Genomic DNA, 15498 nt, shown 5'->3' with positions numbered 1-15498 from the left:
ACGAAAGAAAACGCAGGCATCAGGCCCAGGTCTGCTTCAAGAAAGCGAGGCCATCCGCCGCGAGCTGATCCTCGGTTTCGTACATCCTGCGCCAGATCTTCGTCGCCGCCGCGATCGCGGGGAGAGACTGTCCGAAGGCCTCGATCGTCAGGCAGCCGTCGTAGCCGATGCGCCGCAGCGCCGCGAAGGACTCCTGCCAGCGCACCTGACCCTGGCCGGGCGTGCCGCGATCGTTCTCGGAGATGTGCACGTGCACGAGAGATTCGGCGCAGGCCTTGATCGCTTCCTCGACGTTCTTCTCCTCGATGTGCGCGTGGAAGGTGTCGTACATCATCCGTAGGTGCGGATGGTCGACCTCCTGCACCAGGCGGTGAGCATCGCTGGCGGTGTTGAGCAAGTAGATCTCGAAGCGGTTCAAGAACTCGGTCGCGAGGACCACGCCCGCCTGCTCCGCGTGTTCGGCGGCCGCTCTGAGTCCCTCCACCGACCAGGCCCACTCCTGTTCGGTGGGCCCGGCGCCGCTGAAGACTCCGAGCGCCGCCTGGAGCGGGCCGACCAGGATCTTCGCCCCCATGGCGTGGCAGCAGTCGATCACGCGCTTGAGCTGGGCGAGTCCCGCCGCACGCACGCTGGCGTCGGGCGAGATGAGGTTGTGCTCCGGGGCGAGCGCCGTGGACGCTGTACGTTCCAATCCGAGGCCATCTAGCTGCTTGCCGAGCGCGGTGAAAGCGGCCGTATGGGTCTGCAAGACGGCGGGCTCGACGGAGTCGAACCCCATCTCCTTCAGGCGCTCGAACAGCGGCAGGTAGGCGTCTCCGGTCACGTCGTCGGACCAGAGGAGGGTGTTCATTCCAAACTTCATCGGCCTCTATTTCTCCGTCCGCGGCGCGCGCGGGGCAAAGGGAAAGACGCGCTGGCCGCCGAGGTCGCCGTGCATGTCCTGGTTGGCGTCCATCTCCTCCGCGTCGGGCGTCCCGGAGGGCACGCCGCCCTCGGGCACCTCACCGTGGCTGATCCAGACGATCCCGTTGAGCACGGCGCGGCGGAAGTTGTCGTTCTGCCAGTTGATGTGGTTGTGGCCCCCGGTGAAGCCAAAGCCGCGGCCCCCACCGTCCCGGGTCGCGGCCCAGGCGAGGTGCTGCGGCTCCTTGCGCTTCACGACCGCGTCGCGCACGTACTCGTTGTTGCTGTGGGGCCCGTCGGGACGCATCAGGGTCCCCGTGTCCGGCATGGCGGTGAGGATGGGCGTGACGCCCTCCATGCCCTCGCGGAACCGCATGTGGTAGTACCACTCGTCCTGGACCTCGAACGGCGTCAAACCGCGCGTGACGGGGTGCTCGACGAACGCCTCGAACTTCGCTCTCCAGTGCGGGTTGATCGACCAGTACGGCTCGAAGAAACCGCCCTGCCATTCGAGGAACTTGTCCCCGGCCGGGCCTTTCACCGTCTCCACCGCGTAGTGGATCGTGCCGAGGCCGACGCCGCGCTTCATCATCTCGTCGAAGGCCTCCAGCCGGGGATTGAGCGGGTGAGCCTCTCCGCCGTCGCAGAAGATCACCACCGCGGCCGCGCCGTCGAAGACCGACTCGTCCTCGGGCCAGCCCTCCGTCACGACGACCGCTTCGAAGCCGGGCAGCTCGGCGATGCGCTTCGCGAGCAGCATGGAGCCTGCGCGATGCTCGTGGGCGCCATTCCCGTGGCTTCTGCCCCCGGCGACGAACACGACCTTGCGGGTGGCGTCGGGTGAATCAGGCAGGGTCTTGAGCTGGAGGTCCTTGAACTGGACCTTCATCGGCGGGCCCGCGTGCAGCTGCAGCGCCAGTACGCCTTTGGACCTGGCCGCGCTCCCGTGGTCGATGAACTCGGACATCACCGTCCCGTTGATCTCGTGCACGAGGTGGTGGCCGCGGGCCACGATGTGGTACGTGTTCCACTCGCCGACCTTGATAGCCTCCGCGAGCTTCGCCGCGTCGCCAAGGCTTGTCACCGTGCGCTCGCCCTCCGGGCTGCGCGTGGCCTTCTCGCCGCGCCTGGCGAGGATGCCCCCGAAGCGCTCGCCGTAGTTCGTGCCCGACCACTGGTTGCCGAAGTCGATGTCGGCCTGGTAGCCGCCCACGACCCACCTCTCGTCGGTCTCGAACGAGCGGTACTGAATCCCGCTGTTGTGCGCCCCGATCCGGAACTGGGCCTTCAACTCGAAGTTCGCGGGCTCGCCACCGCGCCAGATGAGGAAGGTGTTCCCCTTCGTGACGTGCTCCTCCGAGGTCTGCCCGGTGATCGCGCCGTCTTCGACGCTCCAGAACTCCGGGTGGCCGTCCCAGCCCGCGAGGGTCTCCCCATCGAAGATCGGTTTCCACTCATCGGGGTGGCCCATCCCGTGCTGGGCAAGCAGCGGACTGCCGATCGCGAGGACGATCGAACCTATCAGACTCTTGAGTGGCCACTTCATGTCTCGTTCTCCGGAGGACTCAGGACGCAATAGGCGCGGGGGGTCCCCGGCGCCGGAGGCAGATTAGCACGGGCCAGAGGACCACGCTCTCCTGATCCGGCGACCGTGGGTCTGCCAACGAAAATGGCGGGGCGCAGTCCGACTGCGCCCCGCCACGTTTCGTGTCATCGGACCCGCGAGCGGATCAGCCGAACTTGATGCCCTGGGCCAGCGGCAACTCGCTCGTGTAGTTCACCGTGTTCGTCTGGCGGCGCATGTAGGACTTCCACGCGTCGGAGCCCGACTCGCGTCCCCCACCCGTGTCCTTCTCGCCGCCGAACGCGCCGCCGATCTCGGCGCCCGAGGTGCCGATGTTCACGTTCGCGATCCCGCAGTCGGAGCCGACCGCCGAGATGAACCGCTCGGCCGCCTTCATGTCGTTCGTGAAGATCGCGCTGGAGAGGCCCTGGGGCACCCCGTTGTGGACCTCGATCGCGTGCTCCAGATCCTTGATCGGGATGATGTAGAGGATCGGCGCGAAGGTCTCGTGCTGGACCGTCTGGTAGTGGTTCTCCGCCGTCATGATCGCCGGGGTCACGTAGTGGCCGCCCGCGAGGTCGCCGTCGAGCTTCGCGCGCTCGCCGCCGCGGAGGAGCTTGCCGCCCTCCTTCTTGCAGGACTCGATGGACGCCATCATCGTCTCGACCGCGTGCTCATCGATGAGCGGCCCGCAGAGCGTCTTCTGGTCCATGGGGTCGCCGATGACGATGTCGTCGTAGGCGCGAACGAGGCGGTTCGTGACCTCCTCCACGAGGCTCTCGTGGACGAGGAGGCGACGCGTCGAGGTGCAGCGCTGGCCCGCGGTGCCGACGGCGCCGAAGAGCGTCGCTGGCAGGACCATGTCGAGGTCGGCGTCGTCGAGGACGACGAGGCCGTTGTTGCCGCCGCACTCCAGGATCAGGCGGCCCATGCGGCCGGCGACGCGGCTCGCGACCAGCTTGCCGATGGCGGTCGAGCCGGTGAACGAGATCAGCGGCAGGCGCGCGTCGTCGATCATGGCCTGGGCCACGTCCTCGTTGCCGCCGATCGCGAGGCCCGCGAGGGCGCCGAAGCCCTCGGCTTCCAGGATCGGGCGGATGACGTTCGTGAGGCCGATCGCCGTGAGCGGCGTCTTGGGGCTGGGCTTCCAGACGCAGGCGTCGCCGCAGGTGAAGGCCAGCATCGAGTTCCAGGCCCAGACGGCCATCGGGAAGTTGAAGGCGGTGAGGATGCCGATGGTGCCGAGGGGGTGCCACTGCTCGCGCATGGCGTGGCCGGGGCGCTCGGACGGCATCGTGAGGCCGTAGAGCTGGCGGGAGAGGCCAACGGCGAAGTCGGCGATGTCGATGCACTCCTGGACCTCGCCCCAGCCTTCCTGGACGCTCTTGCCCATCTCCAGGGTGATGAGGCGGCCGAGGGCGTCCTTGTGCTCACGCATGGCGTTGCCCATGCGACGCACGATGTCGCCCCGGAGCGGCGCCGGGATCGCGCGCCAGCGCTGGAACGCCTCCTGTGCGGCGGCCACGACGGCTTCGTACTCCTTGGAGGTGGCCATCTGGACCGAGGCGATCAGCTCGCCGGTCGCGGGAGAGCGCGATTCCAGCACCTCCCCGGTGCACTGGATCCAGGAGCCGTTGTAGGCGCCCTGGTTCTGGTCCTGGATCCCCAGGGAGCTGAGGAAGCTGGTGTCGGTGGAGGAGGTCGCGGAGGCCATGGGTCTCTGGGCTGTCGGGGTGTTGGGGCAGCCCGGGCACGCGACGCGTGCCGGAGCCGTCTCCGGGAGGGTTCGCCGAAGAGGATAGCGGGTGAAGCGGGCCATGGACGGCCCGGCCCTGTATCCTCTTTGGCCGAAACCGCACGATTTTCCACCGGGCCGCTCCTCCGCCCTCGGGCCACCCCCGGCCTATCCCAGGGCGCACCGGAAGCGCCCACGCAGCCCCCGTTCCAGGGGCGTCCCACCATGTCTGACGGCAAGATCATCTACCACCTCCAGGACCTCAAGAAGTTCTACGACCAGCGCGAGGTCCTCAGCGGGATCACGATCGCGTTCCTGGAGGGCGCGAACATCGGCCTGATCGGCCCCAATGGCGCGGGCAAGAGCACGCTCCTGCGCATCCTCGCCGGCGTCGACACCGACATCGAGGGCACCGCGCGCCCGATCCAGGGCCTCTCCGTCGGCTACCTGGAGCAGGAACCGCCCCTCGACGAGACCAAGACCGTCGGTGAGAACATCGACCTGGCCGTGGCCGGGCTCCGCGCCATCGAGGCGCGCTACTACGAGGTCATGACGATCATGGGCGACGCGGAGGGCGAGGCGGCCGAGAAGCTCTCCAAGGAGTACGACGACCTCCAGACCGCCATGGACACGAAGGGCATCTGGGACCTCGACAGCCGCCTCGAGCAGGCCGCGCACGCGCTCCAGGTTCCGCCGTTCGACTCCGGGATCACGACCCTCTCGGGCGGTGAACGCCGCCGCGTCGCGCTCTGCAAGCTCTTGCTGGAGCACCCCGACCTGCTGCTCCTCGACGAGCCCACCAACCACCTCGACTCCGAGTCGATCGCGTGGCTCGAGGGCCACCTCGGCGAGTACGACGGCACCGTGATCCTGATCACCCACGACCGCTACTTCCTCGACAACGTCGTGGGCTGGATGCTGGAGATCGAGCGCGGCAAGGCGCGTCCGTACAAGGGCAACTACAGCGCCTACCTCGACGCGAAGACCAAGATGCTCGACGTCAAGCGCAAGAGCGATAGCACGCGTGCGAAGGTCCTCGAGCGCGAGAAGGAGTGGCTCTCCAAGACGCCCGCCGCGCGGACGAAGCAGTCGAAGTCGCGTCTCAAGCGCTACCAGGACCTCGCCGCCGAAGCGCGCGCCGAGGATCAGGCGCAGTCGCTGGAACTCCGCATTCCGCCGGGTCCACGCCTCGGTGATAAGGTGCTGGAGATCAAGGAACTCACCAAGGGCTACGGCGATCGCACGCTCTTCAAGAACCTCAACTTCTCGATGCCGCCCCAGGCGAAGCTGGGCGTGATCGGCGCGAACGGCATGGGCAAATCCACGCTGATGAAGATCATCATCGGCTCCGAGCAGCCCGACAGCGGTTCGGTCGAGCTGGGCTCGACCGTGCAGCTCCGTTTCCTCGACCAGAGCCGGACGGTGCTGGACGACGAGCAGACGGTGTTCCAGAACATCACGGACGGCAACGAGCAGCTTCCGTTCGGCAGTACGGTCATCGACAGCCGCGCGTACGTCGCCCGCTTCAACTTCAAGGGCGAGGACCAGCAGCGCAAGGTCGGTGAGTGCTCGGGGGGTCAGCGCAACCGCGTGATGCTCGCGAAGATGCTGCGTGAGCCGGCGAACCTGATCATCATGGACGAGCCGACGAACGACCTCGACCTCGACACCCTGCGCGTGCTGGAAGAGGCGATCGAGTACTACCCGGGCAACATGATCATCGTGACCCACGACCGCTACTTCCTGAACCGCGTGGCGACGCATATCCTGTCCTTCGAGGGCGAGGACGAGAACGGCGTGGGCATCGTCTACTTCCACCACGGCGACTACGAGTCGTTCAAGGACTGGAAGCGGAGCAAGGGCGAGGACCTCGACAAGCTGAAGGGCCCGCGCCGGAAGTTCGCGCGCTGATGGAGGCTCTCGACCCAGCGGCCTCACTGGCGGAGGCGCGCGACTGCCTCCGCCAGACTCAGGAAGACTCGATCGGCGCGGTGCCCCTCGCGTTCCGCGACGAGATCGACGCGTTCCTCGTGGAGCACGGCCCGATCGCGCTGACCCGGGACTGCGTCCCGGGGCATCTGACGGCGTCGTGCCTGCTCTGGAACGCCACCGGAACGAAGGTGCTGCTCCACCACCATCGGAAGCTGGGCCTGTGGCTGCAGTTCGGCGGCCACTGCGACGGCGACGGCGATACGCGCCGGGTGGCGACGCGTGAAACGGTCGAGGAGAGCGGGATCGAGCCCAGCTTCGTGACGCCAGCGCCGATCGACTTCGATATCCACTCGATCCCGGCGCGTCCTGCGAAGGGAGACCGGGCGGCGGAGCCCGAGCACCTGCACCTGGACGTGCGCTACCTGGCGCTGGCGCCAGCGGATGCGGTGGAACAGATCTCGGACGAGTCCCTGGAGCTCCGGTGGTTCACGCCCGAAGCGGCCACCGCGCAGGGCCTGGATCTGTCGCTGCAGCGAATGCTAAACCTGGGTCCGCCGCGGCCGGCCTTGCGAAAGTAGAGAACTCCGAAGGTACCGCCGCTCGCGGTTCACGGCCCTGTGAGTGGCGGCTCTTGCCTGACTGCTACCCGCCCGTGGAGACGCTTGGCGGTACCGAACCTGGCGGTACCGAACCCGACCCAAAGCCGCCACGTTTCGATTCGAGTGGTTTCTCATCGATCCGAAACGTGGCGGCTTTGGGTCAGGCTCGGTACCGCCAGGCTCGGAAAGACGCCGACGGCCACTTCGACGATCCAGCGCGCTACTCGGATCCACCCGCTTCCGCGAGCACGGCCTCCGCCTCTTCGATCTTCGCCGTGCGAATCGTCAGGAGCGACTCGCCATAGAAGAGAGCGAGCATGCCCGACATGAACATCCAGAACTCCTCACCGGCCGGGAAGCCGCCGAACCACGCCCAAACGAACACGGCCGCTCCAAATCCCATGAGCAGGTAGGTCTCGATGAGCTTGCGGCGCCGACGGCCCAGCGTGGCTCTTGCATCCGTTTGGCTCATGACCATGGACTCGAGTCTACAGGGCCGCGACCCGACCCGGGTGTCCCTGGCTCGCCGCCTACGGGAGAAGGGTGAACTGTGCTCCGCGGCTATCCAATATAGCCCTGTCGATAGGCGCATCACGCGGCGACAGTGGGTTCTGACAGGGGGCCGCTGGCGCGATGCCGGCGGCCCCCCCCACTTGGCGGAGTGCTGTCAACGGAGTTCTGTCAACGGAGCACGATCGCGGCGTTGCGGACTACTGGACGATGTAGCGCGCGCCACGCGTCGTCGCGTAGCCCTGGGGCGTCGAGCCGTCCCAGATGAACCACTGGCCGTAGACCGAGGAGCCCGCCATACCGGTGATGCCCAGCAGAGGCATGTTCATCTCCCACCATGTCGCCATCCCGTCCGGCTGGACGGTCATGCCAGGCGACCAGTTGATGCTTCCACCAATCAGGAAGCCTGGCGCTGGTGAACCGGGTGTCATGGAGAGGGCGAACCTCGTCGGTGCAGAGGGTCGAGCGTTCGCGAGGCCGGACTTGAACCAGGGCTCTCCATCCGTGGCCGGGGGAGTCGAGATGATCTGCGGGCGCCCCATGGCGCCACCGAACGGCGTGCCGTAGCGGTTCTCGAGGGACCCCATGGCCGTGAGCCTCTCGCTGTGGAGGTCGGGGCGATCGAACGGGAACGTTTCGTTGGCCACCCTCGGGTCCGTGAAGCCGTGCGTCCAGAGCTCGAGCATCGCGTCCTTCTCGTCCGGCGTGAGGGGCGGGTTGAACACGTTCCGGGGCTGGTCGGGGAGCTCCTGGTTGTAGAAGGCGAGCAGCGTCGGAACGTCGGTGAACTGGCCTGAGTGGAAGAAGCGGTTGCGCAGCCCCATGTTCAGGAACGACGGCGTCTTCATCTCCGGTGCTGCGGGGTTGCCCGTGACCGGGTCCGTGGCCACGTCGCCCGGGGGCGGCAGGCCGATGTCGTGCAGCTGCCCGTCGGAGAACAGCGCGTCGAACTTGTCGACGAAACCGGCGCCGCTGGGGTCGAACTGCGGGCTGCCCGAACTCGAGTGGCAGCGGAAGCACCCGTTGACCTCGAGGAGCTCCATCGCGTGTCTCTCACGCTCGGTGATCAGGCTCTCGTGGAACACGGGCGCCTTGTCCGAGATGAGCGTGCGCATGTACTGCGCGATCGACATCGAGATGCGCTCGCGCGTCACCGGGTTGCCGCTGGGATCGCTGCCGTAGAGCCAGTTGAAGATGTCGTCGTACCGTTGCCCCTGGAGCCAGGCGATATCCGGCGGGACGGAAGAAGGCGTTGCAAGACGGAGGATCTCCGACTTGGCGAGCTTGTACTGAATCTGACCCGTGGCCCAGGCGATATCGTCGTGGCCCATCTCGGTCGGGCTGACCGGCGGGAACGCGATGAGCGACTCGGGCGCCGCGAAGTCGCTGAAGCCCGGCAGCGGACTTCCACCTGAATTCATGTCGTTGAACTCAGGCCCCGCGCGGTGCTGCCAGAAGAGCTTGTTGAAGTACACCGCGTTGATCATCGACGGAGCCGTCAGCTCCGTCACTCGCTTCATCTTGTTCTCGACCGGGGCGGGCGGTGCGCCCGCAGGAACGCCGTTGAACCCCTCGAAGAAGTACCGCTGGGCCCCGTCCTGGGGGAACATACCAGGGGAGCCGAACTTGGCGTTCGGGGCGAAGGCGCCCACGCGGCCATCGGTGCCGCCCGCGGTCATGGCGTGGCATGTGCCGCAGGCCATCGTGCTGTCGCTGGAGAGCTGCTCATCCCAGAACAGCGCCTTGCCGAGCATCACCTGGCGCTCTACGAACCCGAAGTCGGGGTGGCTGGGCTCCCAGAACGGGTTGCCGTAGGGCGACGAAGGATAGGGAAAAACACCCGCGAAGGGACTGGACGGATCCCCCACGAGCTCGCCCTGGTGCACCGTTCCCGGCGTGACCTGGGCGGAGGCCAAGCTTGCGGCGAACAGAACGCCGGAAGCGAGGGAAAGCCCGCGCTGTGCGCGGTTTCGAGTTGTCATGAGTGACTCCCGCAGCCGATGGCTGCGCGTAGTGTCCCGGGGCTCGGCACCTCAGGACGAGGCAGATGGGGCAGCGCCTGATGGCCAAGCGCGCTCGGTCACCGGGAGAAGGCGGGGGCGTGAGTGATGCCACCGCATGATGACCGAAGCCCCACGATGAACAGATCCTGGCCAACGTTCAACCCCACCTTCACGCCGGCCCGATAGCGGCGACGCACTCGTCCCAACCGATCCCTTCTTTCCGCGCGATCCTGGGGGGTCGGCATGACTCGATTCCCGGGGGTGGCACGCTTAACACCGACAATCACGTAGCCCAAAAAAAACGCGAATGGCTCGCCGTCGGAGGGCTTCACGGCATGCCCACTCCAACGCTCTCCACCGGAACCGGTGGCGGAGGGAACCCCGACAGGAGAGGGTCGACGTAGCGGAGCCTGACCCCAGCGCGATTTTGCGCGATGCGTGGATCGCTTCTCGAACGAAATCCCTCTGCAGGGTCGAGGCGGCTTCCGTCCAGCGAGGACTTGGACCGAACCAGCGGGAGCAGCGCAGCTTTCGGATCCGTACAGCAGTCCGTGACGAGTGCGGCCATCGAGAGATCGCCAGCTTGCAGGCTCGCCTTCAGGAGTACCTGAAGACGTTCCGATGGCGCCTCGAGTTCGACGAGGTCGGTCCACGTCCACGGGTAGACGGGCGGGACCGGATCCGACACCTCCGCGATCAACGCCTCCGTTCCCGCTCGATCGCCAGCGAAGAGAAACAGCTCCGGAACCGCCGCCGAGCGCAGTCTTCTCAGTGCAACACGAGGACGCGCCGAAACAGATCCTGCCAACGGTCGTACCTGCCCCGTGCCGAGGGAGCCCTCTATCCCCGCAGCTTGGGTCGTGTAGCGTTCTAACCTGAATGATTCATGAGGAGTCGATCCACCAGCGTCGGCACCACCTCGCTCGCGCGGCCGCACAGGAACTCGTCTTTCTCCGCGAGGTTGTCCGGCTCGGCCAGGCCCTGCACGATTGTCTTGGCGCCGTTCGCCCTGGCGTATGCCAGGTACGCCGCCGCTGGGTAGACCGCTCCGCTCGTTCCGATCGCCACGAACGTCGTCGCGCGCGCGACGGCTCGCTCGATCTCGTCCAGGTAGTGCGGCACCTCCGAGAACCAGACGACGTTCGGGCGCAGCGGCGTGTGCCCGCACGCCGGGCAGCCGACGAACACGTCCACCTCCAGGTGCTCGGTGTCCTCGGTCACTTCATCGCACGCCTCGCAGAGCAGCTGGCTCAGCTGACCGTGCATCGCCAGCACCTCGGAACCGGCGCGCTGGTGCAGGTCGTCCACGTTCTGCGTGACGAGCGTCAGGCTTCCGCCCTCGGCCTTCAGCCCCTCGGCGAGCTTCACGAGGGCGTGATGCGCCGCATTGGGCTCGACTGTCGCCATCTGGGCGCGACGAAGCTGATAGAAGCGCCAGACCAGCGCGCGATCCGCCGCCCAGCCCTCCGGCGTCGCCACCTCCTCGAAACGGTGGCCTTCCCAGAGGCCGCCAGAGTCCCGATACGTATCGACGCCCGAATCCGCTGAGATTCCCGCGCCCGTCAAGACCACCACGTGCTGCGTCACGGCTTCACCTCCACGTTCTCGGCCAGGATCGTGCGCAGGTGCTGCGCGTCGAGGTTCCCGCCGCACACAACGATGCAGGACGAACCTTCCGCCGCGACTCCCGCCGCGCGTTCGCGCTGCCAGACGGCCAGGGCCACACCGACCGCGCCCTCCACCATCATTCGCTCCCGCGTGATCAGCTCGTACGTGGCCCGCGAGATGTCCGCCTCCCCCACGAGCTCCCAGCGGTCGACCGAATCCATGCAGGGATTCAGCGTGACCGTGTCTTCCTCGAGGCCACCTGCGGTCGCGAGAGATAGCGTGGACAGGTGCGGAGTGTCCACCCAGCGGCCCGCCGCCACCGACGCGTGCATCGGATAGGAGGCCTCGGGCGAGCAGCCGATCACCTCGACACCTGGCTTCACGTCCTTCAGCGCACACCCGATCCCGCCGATCAGGCCCCCGCCGCCGACGGCCACGTACACCCTACGAAGATCCGGGATCTGCTCGGCGAGTTCGAGTCCGATGGTCCCTTGCCCCGCCATCACGAGAGCATCGTTGTACGGCGATAGAAACACACGACCGGTACGCTCGGCGAGTGCGCGGCCATGGGCCTCGGCCTCGCCGCACTCAGCGCCGAATCGAATGACCTCCGCACCGCGCGATTCGATCGCCTCCGCTCTGCCGGCCGGGGTATCGACAGGCACGACGACCGACGCTCGCACGCCAGCAGCGCGCGCCGCGAACGCGACGGCGGCGCCGTGGTTCCCTGTGCTCGCCGCGACCACACCGGCCGCGCGCTCCTCCTCCGAGAGCGCCGCGATTCGATTCACGGCGCCGCGCACCTTGAACGAACCGGTGGGCTGGAACGACTCCATCTTCAGGAACAGGGAGCCGTCGGGCGCGAGGGCGAGGGCCTCGCGCACGGGCGTGATCGGCAGCAGGGGACGAATCGTGACCAGCGCACTTTGCGCAGTCCTCGCCACATCGGAGACAGTCGCTTTCATGCGCGAGAACTTACACGATCGCCGCGCCAGTGCGCGCCTAAGGGCAGGCAGGCAACGGCATTCGTCAGCCCAGGCGCACTACCCAACACCACGACCTGGAGGTGGTCGGCCTCATCGAAGCCGCCAAAGGACGAAGCCTGCGACAGCGTCACCAGTCGCAGGTCGCCGTTCCGATGCGAGCCGCCCTTCGGATCAGCGTCACGGCGTGTAACGGGAGTCGATCAGTACCCCATGAAGATGGCCTTCAGCAGAATCTGTGGGACTCAAACGTTCCAGTCCTGCAGCAAACAAGGATCTCTGCGCCTGGAGCCGACTCCGCTGGACTCCGGGACTCCTGCCAATGCAACCAAAGAAGCGGAGGAGCCGGGAGGATCGAGGGGGCGCGGCGCCCCTGTGAGGGATGGAGGTATGGAAGTACGCGAGCTTGGGCCTGGCCTCCGCCTTGAGAGACGCAGGCAAGAAGTCGAGTCGCGGAGGCGAAGAGTGGAAGTCGCGAAGCCGTCCCGCAACGGGTCGCCCCGGAGGCGCGAGCTACGCCCGAAGAGCTTCGGCGACACGCGGAAGGTCGTGAATCGTGAGCAGCCCCTTGCCCCCACCCTTCGTCCAGCCGACTCGCAGGAGCCAGCTCTCCGCCTCCACGATCAGGTGCACGTCGTTGCTCATCACCGAGAACTCCACGATCCAATCCATCAACCCCAAATGCCCTCCAAACTACACTTTAAACCCCAAACTCGTCACTCTAGCCCAATTCCCCATCCGCCCTGAAACAGTATACTCGGCAGACCTTTCCCACGGGCCAACTCGCACTCCGCGCCCCCGAACCTCCCACTCTTGCCTCCCCGTCACAACGCGTGGGCCAGGGCCAAGCTCGCCCCCTCCCACCTATCCATCCCTCCCAAGGCCGCCGCGCCTCCCAAGCTCCCGCTCCCTCCGCTTCCTTGGTTGTCTTGGTAGCAGCCCAGCAGACTGCCCCCCCCAAGCCCCAAGCCCCAAGCCCGTAACAGTCGCGTGAATCCGGCGGCTCCGTCCCACAGACTCCTCCAAAGACCCCACGAAGAGAGCTCCACTGGTTGACTCACGACCGTTGGATCAGGCCGCGGATCAACTCGACCATGGCCTGGATCTGAAAGGGCTTTTGCTCGTACCCGGCCACGTCCAGACCGGCCAGCCGTTCCGCCGCCGAGTGCTCATCCTGCGCGCTGAACGCAACGATGGGAAGTCCGGGGCGGATCTCGTTCAGCTGACGAATCACCTCCTCTCCCCGCATCTCTGGCATGGAGAGATCCTGGACGACGCAGCCGAGTTGGCCGTCGTCGCGACGGACCAGTTCGATCGCGTCAAGGCCGGTTCCCACGGCAACGGCCTTGAGCCCGGCCGCTTCCAGGACGCGAACCATCAGATTGCGCACGAGCTCATGATCGTCGACCACGAGGACGGTTTTTGGGTCGCGCAGCGACTCTCGATTCTCTCGCGAAGCAGTCATCGATTCGGGTTCGGATCAGCGTTTACCTGTCGGAGCGGCACGCTACGAAAATGCAATTGGCGCTCCCATGGCGAACGGGCTATCCGTTCGGCGTGCACGAAATAGCTTAGTCTGTCCCTGGGTCCGTAGGTCCACTCCTCGCCCGGAAGGCAGAGACACATGGGCGATCCCCGCACCCATGGACTCCTTCAAGCGGAATCCTTCGCCACCGCCCTCACGGGTTCCCAGCCGTGTCACCGCCATCCGTTCGAACCATGCCAGCTCGCCAATATCCAATGCTCATCCGAGACTCTTCCAGCGGCCTGGCCAGGGCAAGCGCCGCCCTCGGTCAAAGACTGGGCTACTCGAACGATGAACTTGCCAGAGAGCCGTTGCTTCACTGGATTCATCCTGAAGACACACCCAGAGCGCGCGCGGCACTCGCCGCCGGGTCCGGAATCGTCCAGCTTCGCCATGCCACCCGGTCCGGTTCATGGCTGGCGCTCACGTTGACCGTGCGAACCGATGGCCACTCCACGCAGGTCGTCGGCTGGCCGAGCGATAGCCTGGCGACACCTGAGCCCGAACGCGACCCCATGGAAGCGTACGGTGATTCGATGGCCCAGATGCTGCGAAGAATGGCGCTCATCGTGGAGGGCAAGAATCCCGGCCATCGCTGCTCCATCCTGCTCGTGAACGCCCACAGAACCGGGATCACCGTGGGGGCCGGTCCAAGCATCCCCACCGAATACCACGAGGCACTCGAAGGCATGGCGATCGGTCCCTTCGTCGGGTCCTGTGGCGCGGCCGTCTACTGGAATCTTCCGGTGGTCGTCGAAGACGTCACGGAGGATCCTCTGTGGCGTGACCTCCTCGACGTCGCCGCCATCGCCGGAGTGAAAGCGTGCTGGTCACAGCCGATCCGGGGCGCCAGCGGTGAAGTCCTGGGAGCGCTGGCCCTCTACTCGGACGAGCCCAGCTCGCCCACGATGGCCCAGATGGATGGCCTCGAGATTGCTGCACATATGGTCGGAGTCGCCATCGAGCGCGAGCGACTTGAAGCACAGCTGCGACAGAAGGCCAAGTTCGAAGCACTGGGTGTGCTCGCCGGAGGCGTAGCGCACGACTTCAACAACCTGCTGGCGGTGATCGTCGGAAATGCGGAGCTCGCGCTGGCGACGGATGCGGTCGCCCAGTCCAGCCTCGGAATGATTCAAGACATCATCCGTGCCGCGGAAGGCGCCACCGGCATCTGCAACCAGATGCTCACGTGTGCGGGACGAGGTTACCTGACCACCGAGTCGATAGAGTGCGCGCCTCTGATTCGCGAGCTATCGCAATTGCTCCAGGTCAGTCTGTCGAAGAAGGCGGTGCTTCGCCTGGATCTCGAGAACGATCTGCGCGTGCTGGCGGACGGCAGCCAGCTGCGACAGGTCCTGATGAATCTGATCACGAATGGTGCGGAGGCGGTCGGCCATCGAGACGGGGAGGTCACTGTCTCCACGCGCTCGATCGATCTCACGTCCGAGGTCATCCAGCAATGTGGTCTCGATCCAGACCTGACGCCTGGCCAGTATGTGGAAATCGCGGTCCGCGACACAGGTTGCGGCATGGACGCGGAAACGAGCGCGAACATCTTCGATCCTTTTTTCTCGACCAAGGATGACGGCCGAGGTCTGGGGCTCGCAGCTGTCATGGGGATCGTCAGGGCCCACGGCTGGGCCTTGACGGTCAAGAGCGTGCCTGGCCGCGGGACCACGTTCGTGGTCCTTGCGCCCCGATGCAGGCACGCAGCAAGGAAGGCTCCACAGGCGGCGGTCCCCGCGCCTGCCTCCGGCACCCGAGTTCTCGTGATCGACGACGAACCGGGCGTGCTCAAGGTCGTGGCGGGAATCCTGAAACAAGCGGGCATGGACGTCCGAACGGCGGCCCATGGCGCGGAAGGCGTCGAGGTCTACCGCGAACATCACGGTTCGATCGATTGCGTGATCCTCGACATGAACATGCCAATCCTCGACGGAGAGGAGACCTTCGTGGCCCTCAGGGCCATCCGCCCTGACGCGCGCGTCCTGCTCATGAGCGGATACGCGGAACAGAACCTGCTCGACCGCTTTCGAGGTGCAGGCCTCGCCGGCGTGTTGCAGAAACCCATTCGCGCCGCGACGCTTCTCCGCGAGATCGCGGCAGTCGTGCCCGGACATGTATCCGCCTGATCGC

The 15498-nt window shown here is 66.3% G+C and carries 13 protein-coding genes; 3 read left to right on the top strand and 10 right to left on the bottom strand.

All coding sequences use genetic code 11. The features are described from left to right. Nucleotides 1-19: 19 nt before the first annotated feature. The 3 genes from Poly30_RS12030 to amaB form a co-directional block, all read right to left on the bottom strand. Nucleotides 20-862 carry a sugar phosphate isomerase/epimerase family protein gene (locus Poly30_RS12030; RefSeq protein WP_145197577.1) on the bottom strand — a complete coding sequence of 281 codons (843 nt, stop codon included), beginning with the start codon at nucleotides 860-862 and terminating at the stop codon, nucleotides 20-22. A gap of 6 nt (nucleotides 863-868) precedes the next feature. After that, nucleotides 869-2449: a DUF1080 domain-containing protein gene (locus Poly30_RS28400; RefSeq protein WP_419191282.1), complete on the bottom strand. Its 1581-nt coding sequence runs from the start codon at nucleotides 2447-2449 to the stop codon at nucleotides 869-871. Nucleotides 2450-2633: 184 nt separating this feature from the next. Then, nucleotides 2634-4181 (bottom strand): L-piperidine-6-carboxylate dehydrogenase, encoded by a 1548-nt coding sequence (gene amaB, locus Poly30_RS12020; protein ID WP_145197575.1) that lies wholly within the window; start codon nucleotides 4179-4181, stop codon nucleotides 2634-2636. 246 nt (nucleotides 4182-4427) lie between these two features. On the opposite strand from amaB, the gene ettA reads away from it, so the two are divergent. Beyond that, a complete protein-coding gene (gene ettA, locus Poly30_RS12015) occupies nucleotides 4428-6113 on the top strand; it encodes an energy-dependent translational throttle protein EttA (RefSeq protein ID WP_145197573.1) in 1686 nt (561 codons plus the stop codon). Further along, entirely contained in the window at nucleotides 6113-6712 is a 600-nt protein-coding gene (locus tag Poly30_RS12010) for an NUDIX hydrolase (protein ID WP_145197571.1), read from the top strand. Before ettA ends, Poly30_RS12010 begins: the two co-directional genes overlap by 1 nt. A 241-nt stretch (nucleotides 6713-6953) precedes the next feature. On the opposite strand, the gene Poly30_RS12005 is transcribed toward Poly30_RS12010, so the two are convergent. From Poly30_RS12005 to Poly30_RS11980, 7 genes are all read right to left on the bottom strand, one after another. Further along, nucleotides 6954-7205, bottom strand: coding sequence for a hypothetical protein (locus tag Poly30_RS12005; RefSeq protein WP_145197569.1), 252 nt, complete (start codon nucleotides 7203-7205; stop codon nucleotides 6954-6956). A 238-nt stretch (nucleotides 7206-7443) separates the two neighbouring features. Next, the gene (locus Poly30_RS12000; protein WP_145197567.1) at nucleotides 7444-9225 is read right to left on the bottom strand and encodes a cytochrome-c peroxidase; all 1782 of its coding nucleotides are present in this window, start codon (nucleotides 9223-9225) and stop codon (nucleotides 7444-7446) included. Nucleotides 9226-9574: 349 nt separating this feature from the next. Continuing rightward, on the bottom strand, nucleotides 9575-9934 hold the full coding sequence (locus Poly30_RS11995) for a hypothetical protein (RefSeq protein WP_145197565.1): 360 nt from the start codon (nucleotides 9932-9934) through the stop codon (nucleotides 9575-9577). Between the two features lie 182 nt (nucleotides 9935-10116). Next, a complete protein-coding gene (locus tag Poly30_RS11990) occupies nucleotides 10117-10833 on the bottom strand; it encodes a Sir2 family NAD-dependent protein deacetylase (protein ID WP_145197563.1) in 717 nt (238 codons plus the stop codon). Next, the gene (locus Poly30_RS11985) at nucleotides 10830-11819 is read right to left on the bottom strand and encodes a pyridoxal-phosphate dependent enzyme (RefSeq protein ID WP_145197561.1); all 990 of its coding nucleotides are present in this window, start codon (nucleotides 11817-11819) and stop codon (nucleotides 10830-10832) included. Before Poly30_RS11985 ends, Poly30_RS11990 begins: the two co-directional genes overlap by 4 nt. A 531-nt stretch (nucleotides 11820-12350) precedes the next feature. Further along, a complete protein-coding gene (locus tag Poly30_RS28395; RefSeq protein ID WP_419191281.1) occupies nucleotides 12351-12509 on the bottom strand; it encodes a hypothetical protein in 159 nt (52 codons plus the stop codon). Nucleotides 12510-12894: 385 nt separating this feature from the next. Beyond that, nucleotides 12895-13302 carry a response regulator gene (locus Poly30_RS11980; protein WP_145197559.1) on the bottom strand — a complete coding sequence of 136 codons (408 nt, stop codon included), beginning with the start codon at nucleotides 13300-13302 and terminating at the stop codon, nucleotides 12895-12897. 254 nt (nucleotides 13303-13556) lie between these two features. On the opposite strand from Poly30_RS11980, the gene Poly30_RS11975 reads away from it, so the two are divergent. Then, nucleotides 13557-15494, top strand: a complete 1938-nt coding sequence (locus Poly30_RS11975; RefSeq protein WP_145197557.1) for a response regulator — start codon at nucleotides 13557-13559, stop codon at nucleotides 15492-15494. The last annotated feature ends 4 nt before the right edge of the window (nucleotides 15495-15498 follow it).

The sequence above is a fragment of the Saltatorellus ferox genome, from assembly GCA_007751475.1.
In the GTDB taxonomy this organism is placed as follows: domain Bacteria; phylum Planctomycetota; class UBA1135; order UBA1135.
The sequence above is the reverse complement of the archived record's forward strand: the minus strand, read 5'-3'. Positions and strand labels throughout refer to the sequence as shown.